At 71.4% G+C, this 11,155-nt stretch carries 7 protein-coding genes and 2 tRNA genes; 5 read left to right on the forward strand and 4 right to left on the reverse strand.

Features of this window, described 5'->3' with window-relative positions:
- Positions 1-119: 119 nt before the first annotated feature.
- The 4 genes from Adu01nite_RS20030 to Adu01nite_RS20045 all read left to right on the forward strand — a co-directional run bounded on the left by Adu01nite_RS20030 (position 120) and on the right by Adu01nite_RS20045 (position 6,744).
- On the forward strand, positions 120-4,871 hold the full coding sequence (locus Adu01nite_RS20030) for a hypothetical protein (protein ID WP_203728427.1): 4,752 nt from the start codon (positions 120-122) through the stop codon (positions 4,869-4,871).
- A 306-nt stretch (positions 4,872-5,177) separates the two neighbouring features.
- Complete coding sequence (gene orn, locus Adu01nite_RS20035; RefSeq protein WP_203728428.1) at positions 5,178-5,768, forward strand: oligoribonuclease; 591 nt, start codon at positions 5,178-5,180, stop codon at positions 5,766-5,768.
- A 100-nt stretch (positions 5,769-5,868) separates the two neighbouring features.
- Positions 5,869-5,944: transfer RNA gene (locus tag Adu01nite_RS20040), tRNA-His, on the forward strand.
- Positions 5,945-6,042: 98 nt separating this feature from the next.
- Entirely contained in the window at positions 6,043-6,744 is a 702-nt protein-coding gene (locus Adu01nite_RS20045) for an alpha/beta hydrolase (RefSeq protein ID WP_203728429.1), read from the forward strand.
- A 4-nt stretch (positions 6,745-6,748) separates the two neighbouring features.
- On the opposite strand, the gene Adu01nite_RS20050 is transcribed toward Adu01nite_RS20045, so the two are convergent.
- Positions 6,749-7,627 (reverse strand): fructosamine kinase family protein, encoded by an 879-nt coding sequence (locus tag Adu01nite_RS20050; RefSeq protein ID WP_239132550.1) that lies wholly within the window; start codon positions 7,625-7,627, stop codon positions 6,749-6,751.
- A gap of 128 nt (positions 7,628-7,755) precedes the next feature.
- On the opposite strand from Adu01nite_RS20050, the gene Adu01nite_RS20055 reads away from it, so the two are divergent.
- Positions 7,756-7,813, forward strand: a tRNA-Ser gene (locus Adu01nite_RS20055).
- A gap of 158 nt (positions 7,814-7,971) precedes the next feature.
- Here the strand turns inward: Adu01nite_RS20055 and Adu01nite_RS20060 are convergent.
- The 3 genes from Adu01nite_RS20060 to Adu01nite_RS20070 form a co-directional block, all read right to left on the reverse strand.
- On the reverse strand, positions 7,972-9,699 hold the full coding sequence (locus Adu01nite_RS20060; protein ID WP_203728430.1) for a carbohydrate-binding domain-containing protein: 1,728 nt from the start codon (positions 9,697-9,699) through the stop codon (positions 7,972-7,974).
- A gap of 64 nt (positions 9,700-9,763) precedes the next feature.
- Complete coding sequence (locus tag Adu01nite_RS20065) at positions 9,764-10,489, reverse strand: polyphosphate polymerase domain-containing protein (protein ID WP_203728431.1); 726 nt, start codon at positions 10,487-10,489, stop codon at positions 9,764-9,766.
- A complete protein-coding gene (locus tag Adu01nite_RS20070; protein ID WP_203728432.1) occupies positions 10,486-11,067 on the reverse strand; it encodes a DUF4956 domain-containing protein in 582 nt (193 codons plus the stop codon). Before Adu01nite_RS20070 ends, Adu01nite_RS20065 begins: the two co-directional genes overlap by 4 nt.
- Positions 11,068-11,155 lie beyond the last annotated feature (88 nt).

Raw genomic sequence — 11,155 nt, forward strand, 5'->3', positions numbered from 1 at the left:
TCCCGGCGGGGACCGGGCCATTGTCATATCTATCAGGGTGTTAGCCGCTATTTGACCACTTTGGGATTATTTGGACTTGTATGGTCACCGCAGTACGGCCCAAGAAGGGGGAGAAGCTGATGCGGTGGCTCCGCACCATCCTCGGAATGCTGCTGTTGACCATCGGGTTGCCGGCGCTGCTCGCCGGCGCGGCCCTCTGGACCGCCATGCAGCACCGCGATCAGGGCGGCGCGTTCAGCGGCGAACTGCAGCGTCTCGCCACACCCGGATACGCGTACGTCGTATCCGACGTGGATCAGCTGCTCCGCACGGACGCGCCCTTCACCCGGATCGGCGACACCCAGCTGCGGATCAACGCCGGCACCCAGGACGGTCCGGCGTTCGTCGGCCTGGCCCCGTCCGCCGCCGTCGACGAGTACCTGCAGGGCGTCCCGCACGTCCGGGTCCGCACGGTCGACATCGGCACCGGCGCCCTCCCGGTCGCGACATACCCCGTCGGCGGCCGCGAGGCTCCCCGGGTGCTGCCCGCGCGCGCGTCGTTCTGGCTGCGCAGCAGCGCCGACGGCGACCTGGCGTGGTCGCCCGGCGAGGTGACCGGCGGCCCGTACAGCCTGGTCATCATGAGCCCCGGCGCGAAAGCCGGCATCCAGCTGACGTCGTCGGCCGAGTTGCGCCCCGGCTGGATCAACTCCAGCACGTGGGGCCTGCTCACCCTGGGCACGCTGCTCGCCATGACCGGCCTGATCATCCTGGCCTGGCCGGCCCGGCGCCGCGAGATCGTCTACGTGGTCGAGCCCAGCCAGGTGCCCAACCTGATGGCCGCGATCGGCGTCCCGCTGCCGCTCACCAACGTCCACGTCGGCCGCGGCGGCGCCCACCGGCCACGAACCTTGGCCGACGCGGAGAAGGCCGCCCTTGAGGCTTCCGCTTCCCGCCTGACCTGGCCTCCGGCGGGCACACCCGCGCTGACCGGGCCGGCCGCGGTTCCGGTTTCGGCGGTGCCGGCTTCCGGGCGACCGTCTTCGCCCGCTCACGCTTCTCCGGTCCCGGTCTCTGCCGTTCCGGCTTCCGGCGTCCCGGTTTCTGCTGTTCCTGCCGCCGTCGCTCCGTCCTCGCCGGCCTCGGCGGCGGCTGGTTCGGGGGCCTCGGGTTACGCGGTGGCCGGCTCGGTCACGACCGTGGCCGGCCTCGGTTCGAGTGCGGCTTCGCCCGGGGGTTCGATTTCGGGTGCAGTGACCGGCCACGGCTCAGTCGCGGCAGCGGCAAGCGGTTCTGTCGCGTCTGCGGCTGGTTCGGTTTCGACCGCGGCGGCTGGTTCGGCTGGTTCTGGTCCGGCTGGTTCTGGTTCGGCTGGTTCTGCTTCGACTGCGGCGGCCGGTTCGGTTTCGGCTGTTCCGGCCGTCGCCTCCGGTCGGTCGGCCGCGCCGGACGCCGCCGAATATGCGGCTGCCACCGCTATCCCCGGCCGGGCGCCGGACGACCAGCGGCCGGCGCCCGGCGAACCGCTCAACTTCATCAAGCCGACGTCCGGCGGTGCACTCCCGCTCGGCGACTACCCGTCGTCGGCGGACCCGCTGTTCGGGCGGCGGGGGGAGCGGCTCGGGCGCAAGCGCGACACGGGGCCCGGTGACCTGCCGTTGTTCCAGGCCTCGGCCGTGGGCGCGTGGGTGGCGGAGACCGCCGCCGAGCGAGCCCGGGAAACCGAGGCGACGGCCGCCGCCCGCATGGCCGAGGTGGCCCGCAAAAAGGCCGCGGCCGCTGCCGAGTCGGCCGGCAAGACTCCTGCTGACGCCGATGGCGCCGAAAAGGCGGTGGCCACGGCATCGGCGAACGGCAGTTCCGAAGCTGGCGACGACCGCACCGCTTCCGGCGCTGCCGAACGGTCGGAGGCGACGCGCGTCCCTGATGGCGAACCATCGGACGGGAAGCGCGTGCCGGATGGTGACCAAGCGTCGGGTGCGAAGCGCGCGCCCGGCGGTCGGCCGGCGCCGGCACCGACCGGTGATGCGGCTGTCGCCGCTGCCTACGCGGCCGGTGCTGCGGACGCGCGCGCCGCGCGCGGAGCTCACGACCGGGCGGAGTCCATGGCCGCGCCGTCGCCGTCGCCGACTCCGGCCGGACGGGAGCGGATGGCGGCCCGCGAGGCGCGGACGGCCGAGCAACGGGTTTCCGTGGTCACCGGGCCGAAGGCCACCGACTGGGCGGCGACCGGCCTGACCCGCGCGGACGCCCCACGGGTCGGCCGTCAGCAGGCCGCGGGCAACCGCCCCACCGCGACGCCCGCCGAGCAGGCTGCCGGTGCGCCGGGATCGCGAGTCCCCGCTCCGGCCACGACTGGCACGCCGATCGCGCCGGGCGGAATTCGTCCGGCTGCGTCGGCCACTCCTGCCACGGCGGCGACTCAAGCCGCGTCGCGGGGTGCGGCGAACGGGGAGCCGGCTGCGGCCGAGTCGTCGTCCGCTGCTGTCGCGGCTCCGAAAGGGCCCGCGTTTCCGCAGGTGCTCGGGTTGGGACGGGCGTCCGTCGCGGCTGTCGAGCGCGAGGCGGGTGACGTAGAACTCGGCGCCGGCGTTGCGGCGGCGGGCTCGTCCGCGGCTACCGTTCAGGGCGCTGGAGCGGACGGTTCCGTTCCTGCTTCGGTGGTCGAGCGAGGTTCGGCGGCCGGGCGGAATGCCGCCGCCGCGAACCCGGGTCGGTCCCATCTCGAAGCCACTCCGGCCGGCACCGCCGGGTCGTCCGCTCGCGCGACGACCGCGAACGCCGGCGCCGAGCCGCCCCTAACCGCCAGTGGGGAGCGGCAGGCTGCGGGGGCGGGCACCGAGCCCGGTCACGACGACCGCACTCCGGTGTCCGCTCCCAAGCAGAACTCCGTGACCGGCGCAGCCCCTGCCACCGCCCCCGCCGCCGGCGCCACGTTGCCGGCCGGGAACGCGGCCAAGGACGCGGCCCATGACGGCGGCCGACACGCGCGTGATGCGAACTCCGGGCGGGCGGGTGCCGGTGCGCCGGGCTCGGCGCGCTCCGCGGAGCAGCCGGTTGCTCCGGCTCCGGTGCGGCCCGCCGCGCCGTCCCAGCCGTCCAGCCCGGAACGGACCTCGGCCGCCCTTCCCACAGCCTCTGGCGGCGTGACCTCGGGTGGCGTGACCTCGGGTGGCGCGGCCGACCTGGCCGAAACGGACTCCGCGGCGAATAGCCAGCGGCCGATGCGGGTCGCGGCCGGTGCGGCGGATCTTCCGGCGGTCATGCACGCGATGGCGCGCGGGGAGAAGATCGGCGTGACGGCTTCGGCCGGCGCGGTCGAGGTGAGTGGCTCGGCGCCGGTCCGGGACGAGCAGAACATTGCCGCCACCCCGACCGCCGACCTCAGCGCGATGATCGCCGGGCCGGTCACCGACGGCCGGGTGGCCCAGCGGCCGATGCCGACCCCGGGCAGCGCGGGATCCGATCTGGTTGCCACACCGTCCGGCGTAAGCGGCGGCGAGGGTAAGGACGGGTCGGGACCGGTCACCGGTCGCCGACGTCCGATGCCCGGCGCACCTCGGGACGAGGACGCGCGACAGGGTGACCGGGCGCAGGCTGATCGGGAGCCGAGTGAGCGGGGATCGGGTGAGCGGGGATCGGGTGAGCGGGGATCGGGGTCGACTCCGGGCGTCGACTTCCCGCTGGCGCAGCGGCCGATGCCGACGCCCGACGTCGTACGCCAATCGGGCGAATCCGATGGCACCCAGCCGGACCACGACGTTGAAGATGGCCCGGCCGCGACCTTCACCAGTCGGCTTGCCGGCCTCGGTGCCGGGCGCCCGGCACCCGCCGCCTGGCGGAAGGCCGCCGAGACGGTGACCGCCCGCGCCGCCCAGGCCCGTGCCCAGGCCGCCGAGGACGCGGCCCAAGCCCCGGCGGGCGTGCCGGTGGAGGCGGCCGACACCGAACTGAAGCCCGTGAAAGCCACCCGCGTCCGGACCGCCAAGACGGCCAAACCGAAGACCGCCGCCACCCCGGCCGAGGCCGCCAAACCGACCCGCGCGAGCTCGACCGCAAGGTCGGCCGCGTCGGCCAAGTCGGCGGCCTCGGCCACCCCCGGCGCAAAGCCGGCCAAGGCAGCTGCCGGAAGGTCGGCGGCGGGGTCTGCCACTGGTTCGGCGGTGCGGCCGGCCGGGACCTCCGCGGCGTCCTCGGCAACCACTCGGTCGACCGCGGCAAAGCCGGCAACCGCCGCGACCACGGCGAGGTCGGCGGCCGCTGCCGCCACCGCAAAGCGGGTAGCCGCCACCACCGCCAAGCCGGCCGGCAATCCCGCAGCCGGTACCGGTACCGGCGCCGGCATCCGGCCGAGCGGAAGGCCTGCGGCGAGCAACGCGGCCGCGAAGCCGGTGGCGGGCAGCCTGGCCGCCAAGCCATCCGCGAGCCTGACGGCCAAGCCGGTCGGGAGCCCGGCCGCCAAGCCGGCCGGAAGCCTGACGGCCAAGCCTGACGGCAGCCAGGCGGCTAAGCCGATCGAGAGCCCGGCGGCCAGGCCGGCTGGGAGCTCGACGAACCAAGTGAGCCCGGCGGCGAGGTCGGCTGGGAGCTCGGCAAGCCAGGTGAGCCCGGCGGCCAGGCCGGCTGGGAGTTCGGCAAGCCAGGTGAACCCGGCCGCGGCGGCCGGTCGGCCGGGCACCGCCGCCGGACCGGCGAAAGCTGCCACCCCGATGAAGGCCGCCGCCTCGGTGACCGGCATCTCCAGCTACCGGGCCGAGGCCGCGGAACTCCTCGCGGCGTCCGCCCAGCGCCGTCGGCGCCGAACCGTTACGAACCCTGCAACGATCGAGCCGGCCGCACCCGAGCCGGTCCGTCGCCGGCGTACCCCGCCGACCACGCCGAACGACGACTGACAGACCCGAGCAACGAACCCGGAAGGCCGTCCCACCAGGGCGGCCTTCTTCGTTGGGCGCGCGAGAAGAGAATCGAAAGGGCCCTCCGCGCTGCCGACGCGGAGGGCCCTTTACCGGGGGAAACGGAGTAACCGAAGGGGGGCTTCGTCCGTTAAGACCAGTTTAGCCCGATAACCGCCAAAGTGGGAAGTCTCGGCCTGAAAGCGGACAAAACATGGCTTCGGGCGCGGCATGCCCCAACGGCCCGGAAGGGTGGGCCGCCGAGACGTGACAGCGATGCGGTCGGCTCGGGCGTAGTCTGTTCGGGTGGCTGATCTTCTGGTGTGGATCGACTGTGAGATGACCGGTCTCGACCTGGGCAAGGACAAGCTCATCGAGGTCGCGGCGTTGGTCACCGATCCCAACCTCAACGTGCTGGGCGAGGGCGTCGACCTGGTCATTCATGCCGACGACGCGGCGCTCGACGCGATGCCCCCGGTGGTGCGCGACATGCACGCGAAGTCCGGCCTGACCGAGGAGGTGCGGCGCTCGGCGATCACCATGGCCGAGGCCGAGGAGCAGGTCTTGGCGTATATCCGGGAGTTCGTGCCCAACCCGCGCACCGCCCCGCTGTGCGGCAACTCGATCGCCACCGACCGGGGTTTCCTGGCCCGTGACATGCCGGCGCTCGACACGTTCCTGCACTACCGGATGATCGACGTCTCGTCGATCAAGGAGCTGTGCCGCCGGTGGTACCCGAGGGTTTACTTCGGCCAGCCGCCGAAGGGCCTGGCCCACCGAGCCCTGGCCGACATCCGGGAGAGCATCCGCGAGCTGGAGTATTACCGCCGCACGGTCTTCGTCCCGCTGCCGGGCCCCGACGTGGAGACCGCCAAGGCGATCGCCGCCGAGCTCTAGATCGGGGTCACCCGACCGTGCTCGGTAACCCGCTCGACGGCCCCCACCGGGGAGCGGCTATGATTGTCCGGCAGCACGGGGACGGTTCCCCGTCGGCATGGTGGTCGTAGCTCAGCTGGTAGAGCACCGGGTTGTGGTCCCGGGGGTCGCGGGTTCAAGTCCCGTCGGTCACCCCATGCAAGACGCAGGTAAGGCTCGGTCAATTGACCGGGCCTTACTTCTTTGGTCTGTAATCCGATCGCGCACAAAAATAATCATCGATAGCGTGCGGCGGATGGACCTCCTTAAGCCGTTCGTCCTGCCGGTCACGATCCGCGACGCCGAGCGGCACGGCCGTGTCGATCTCTATCCGCCTGACGATGTGACCCGGCTCCGGCCGGCGGTGCTCGTCGTGCACGGCGGCCCGCTCCCCGTCGAGGCCCCGAGCCCGCTGGTGTGGCCGGTCTTTCAGTCCTATGCGTCGCTGGTCGCCGACCGTGGCGTCGTTGGCGCCGTGGTTCACCACCGCTGGCACACGCCGGCCGATTACGTCCCGGCCGCCGACGACGTGCGCGACGCGATCGAGACGCTCCGCGCCGATCCGCGGGTCGACGGTGACCGCATCGCCCTGTGGTTCTTCTCCGGTGGCTCCCTGCTCAGCGCCGACTACCTGCGCGAACCGCCGCCCTGGCTGCGCTGCGTCGCCTACAGCTACCCGCTGATGGCGCCCTTCCCCGGCTGGCCGGTCGACCCGCGCTTCCTGCCCGCCGACGCGGTCGCCGACGCCGGCAACCTGCCGATCGTGCTGACCCGGGCCGGTCAGGATTCCCCGATGATCCAGGAGACGGTGACGGCGTTCATCGACGCCGCGAAGACCCGGCTGGACATCGTCGAGGTGCCGAACGGCGGGCACAGCTTCGACACCAAGGACGACAGCGACGAGTCGCGCGCCGCCATCCAGCGCGCGGTCGACCTGGTTCTCTCCACGATGAAGTGAGCGGTCAGGAGTAGCGCTTGAGCACGTCGGCGACGCGTCCGAGGAAGGGCCGCCCGAAATCGGACGCACCGTCGACGGTGATCACCGCCAGATAGCCGGCCAGCCGCCACAACTGACGCCGCGCCGGGAAACCGGGATCGATCGGCGTCACCGAGCGGTAGGTGTCGAAGACGATCGGCGGGACCGGCGCGAAATAGTCCAGCAGGGCCAGGTCCACTTCCGGATGGCCGTAATACGGCGATACGTCGACCAGATATGCGCCGTCCGAAGCGGTCAGGAAATTGTTCTGCTGGGCGTCGCCGTGCAGCAATGCCGGGCGCGGTGAAGGGCCGCACAACAACGGCAGCCGGTCGATCACCCGGGTGACTCCCGCGGCGAGCGAAGAATCCAGATGACCGGCGTCGACGGCGCGGCGCAGCAGCGGCTCCAGCCGGCGGGAAGCGTAGAACGACGGCCAATCCGGGCACGGCCGATTGTCCTGCGGGAGCGGCCCGAAGAACCCGTCAAAATGGAGTCCGAAGCATTCGCCGTACACCCGATGAAGCGTGCCCAGCACGCGCCCGATGCCGGCCCAATCGGCGGGAGTGCGCTCGGCGGTCTCCGGAATGGCCTTTTGCAGCAGCAGGGTGCCGCCCGGCACCGGCACCTCGCCGATCGGGGTGGGAACCGGCGCGCCGTGCCGCCGCAGCAGCGACAGCCCGCGCAGCTCGGGGCCGGTCTCGCCGCCGGTGTTCAGCTTGGCGAACACACCGATCGGCGAACCATGGAAAATGCCGCAGCGATGCGACGCGCGATCACCGAGGTCGGTGAAGCCGCTGACCCGCCACGGCACGCCGAGATGCGCGGCCACGACGGGCTCGATCCGGGCGAGAAACTCACGCATGACAAAGCGAAGAGTACGCGGTGGGAACCCCACAACCGCAGACGAGATCGCCCCCAGCTGCTCACGTAAATGCGTTGTCGCACACCACGATCCGCGCCTATCTTGGTCCTCGCGCCTCCCGGTGCGCAGGCAACGGATACTTCCGCTGAAAACGGGGAGACGCGGGTTCGAATCCCGCCGCCGCCATCTGTGGCGGTGTCGACCAGCGGCGCAGGTCACCTATTGTGCCGTCGCCGCTTGATCTCGGGAGATGCGCCGACGGGGGTGGGGAATTGGCGAAGCAGGCCGGAGCCGAGCAGCGCTGGCCGTTCTGATCAGCGCTGCCCGGCTCCGTGCGAAGATGACTAGCGGGGGCCGCCGCCGGTCGTCGTCTGGGTGCCCGCGGTGACGGTGGTGGACTGGGTGCCGGAGAGCGTGCCTCCGGTGTAGAGCCCGCCGCCGACCGCGGTGCCGGAGACGCTGCCGCCGGTGTAGATGGCGTAGGTCGTGCCGCGGGTGATCTGGCTGGACGAGAAGATGATGCCCTTGAAGATCTTCGACGACTGGTACGACGCGATCTGCGTACCCGACGTGGTGGCCAGGTGCACCACCGTGCCCGCCGCCTGGTTGGCGCTGAAGGTCACCGACACCCAGCCCTGACCCGCGGTGGGCAGGGTGCTGGTGGAGGCGCTCAGGCCGGAGGAGACCAGCGTGCCGGCCGTGATGGTCAGTGCGCCGTTGGAGTCGAGGCCGCCCTCGCCGCCGCCCCGGGTCGGCGAGCCGGCCACGATGACGTTGCCGCCGCCGATGCTGAGCGCGCCGTTGGAGTCGAGCCCGTCGGTGCCACCGCTGACGATGACCGTGCCGCCGGTGATCGAGATGAGCGCGTTCGGCGAGTTCTGCATCTCGCCGTAGGCCGGGTCGGAGGCGTTGAACGCGTCGTCGGTCGCGGTGGCGCTGACGCTGCCGCCGGTCACGTACACCTTCAGGCCTTCGACACCCTCGTACGACTTGGTGACGTTGACCGTGCCCGCGCTGACGTTGACGTTGGTCTCGGCGTGCACGCCGTCGTCGCCGGTGGCGACGGTGGTGGTGCCGCCGTCCACGATGATGTTGGCGTCGGAGTGCACGCCGTCGTCGGAGGCGTCGATGGTGTTGGTGCCATCGCTGATCACCACGAGGACGCCGCCCTTGAGGCCCTTGGTCGAGGTGTCCCCGGGGGTGACCGTGCTGCCACCGCCCGACTTCGCGGTCAGCTTCCCGCCCGAGATGATGACGTCGGTCGCGGCCTGCACCGCGTCGCCGGTCGAGGTCAGGGTGACCGTGCCGCCGACCAGCGAGACATAGCCGCGGGTGGTGTCCGCGTCGTTGTCCGACTTGATGCCGTCGCCGCCGCCGGTCGCGGTGATCGTGCCGCCGGTGACGATGGCGTAGTCCTTGCCGCGGATGGCGTCGTCCTTGGCCGTCACGGTGATGACGCCACCGGTGATGACCAGGCCGTCCGCGCTGGAGATGCCGTCGTTGCCGTTACCGGTGACGGTCAGCGAGCCGGTGCCGTCGATGGTGAGGTCGGCGGCCGAGTCGAGGGCCGCGTTCGCGTTCGTGGAGCCGTCGGTGAGCCGGTTGGTGGAACCGGCCTGCAGGAACACCAGCACCTCGTCGGCGGCGATGATGTTGATCGCCGCCGCGGTGCTGTTGGTGACGGTCACGCCGTTGAGGATCAGCCGGACGATCCCGGTTCCGGTGCTGTTGACCACGATCTGCCCGTTGGTGAGCGAGCCCGCGAACCGGTAGGTGCCGGCCGCGCCGACCGTGACCGTGCTGCCGGAGACGGTGACGTTCGAGCTGGTGGAGGTGGCCCCGGTGCCGGTCAGGGTGACGGTCGAAACGTCCGACTCGTTCCACGTGTGATCGGCGGTGCTGTCGTGACTGGCCTGGTTCGCAGCGAGGGCGGTCGCTGCGGCCGGGCCGGCCGCGAGGGTGGTGACCGGGGCCGCGCCGGCGATCGCCGTGCCGCCGGCCCAGATGGCCAGAGCGGTGGCGGTGAGGACGGCGGGGGCGACCGCGCGTCGGCGCAGTGGGGTGCGTGGCATGGAAATTTCCTGTCTATGGGGGACGGGATTGTTGCCTTATCTCAAAAAAGCGTAAAAAAATGCCTTAAAAGAAGCGGCGGAGCGTACGACGCCAGGGCACGGCCGGCAGATCCGGGCGCAGCGCGGCCAGCCCGGTCGCGTACTTCGAGATGCGCACCGGCCGTCGTCCACCGGCCCAGAGCAGCCGGTCCACCGGGGATGCGGCCGACCGGGTCTTGGTCTCGACGATCGCGATCTGCGGCAGGTGCAACCCGAAGCCGGAGGGGTCTTCCCAGCTCAGCGACGTGTCGATGGTGACCCGGGAGTCGTCGGCGAAGACGTGCAGGGTGGCTCGCCGATAGTTGGTGCTCAGGGTCGGCGCGAGACCGGGCACGGCACCGCCGAGGATGCTCTCGACGAACCAGTTACCGGGCGTGACGCTGTCCTCGTCGCAGGCCTGATAGGGCAGGCGGTCCTTGACGGTGCCGCCCCGGTAGCCCTCGGTCTTCACCTCGAGCCAGCACAGCGCCGAGTCGAGGTAGGTGCGGGTGCGCACCTTGAAGCGCCGGCGCCGCCGGTGGGCGGTGAGCCGGTAGCTGATCAGATCGGGGGTGTCGAAGTAGGTGGACCGGTAGCGAAAGGTCCGTTCCCCCGCGATCTCCAGAACCCGCGCCTGCCCGCCGAGCCGCCCGGGAAGTTCGAGCGCTTCGTCGAGAGGCAGCACGTACTTGCGGTCGACCCGGGTCTGCAGCTCGGCCTTCTCGAGGAGTTCGTCCAGCGAGATCGGTTCGAGCGTGGCCAGCGCGCTCATCGGCCGACCCCGGCCGGGGCGATCGCCCGGTCGGCGGAGGCGTGCGAGTAGCGGACGTCCACGATGGTGGTCTCGTTGACCAGGTCGACCCGCTCCACGACGGCGGCGTGCACCCGGGCGCCGAGGAGTCCTTCGAGCTGGGCGACCAGCGCGACGTGGTCGGTGACCGCCGAATCGAGCACCAGCGTCTGGCGCCGATAGGTGCGGAACAGCTTAGGATGGTCACCCAAGTACATAACGGTCAGAATCAGGCTCATCAGCGCCGGGCTCAGCCACATCGGCCCGGCGTTCAGCGGTCCGAGGATGCCGAGCGCGAGCGCCGAGAAGTAGTAGGCGACCTCGCGCTGGTCGACCTCGGTGGAGCGGAGCCGGATGATCGAGAGGACGCCGAAGAGGCCGAGACCGAGTCCGGCGCCGACGGTGCTCTCACTCAGGGCGCCGGTGACGGCGAGCACGCCGACGTTGACGCCGAGGTAGGCCACGACGAGGTCCCGGCGCCGGTGCCGGGGAAAGTAGAGGCCGAAGACCAGTATCGACACCGCGACGAGATCGATCGCGAACAGTGCGAGCTGGTGCATGGTGGGCGACCTCCTGCCAATCCCGCTTCAAACAACGGGTGAACTATCGATGAACGTCGATAGTCAGGCTAGGTCGAAGTTCCTCTAA

Source organism: Paractinoplanes durhamensis (assembly GCF_016862175.1).
In the GTDB taxonomy this organism is placed as follows: Bacteria; Actinomycetota; Actinomycetes; order Mycobacteriales; family Micromonosporaceae; genus Actinoplanes; species Actinoplanes durhamensis.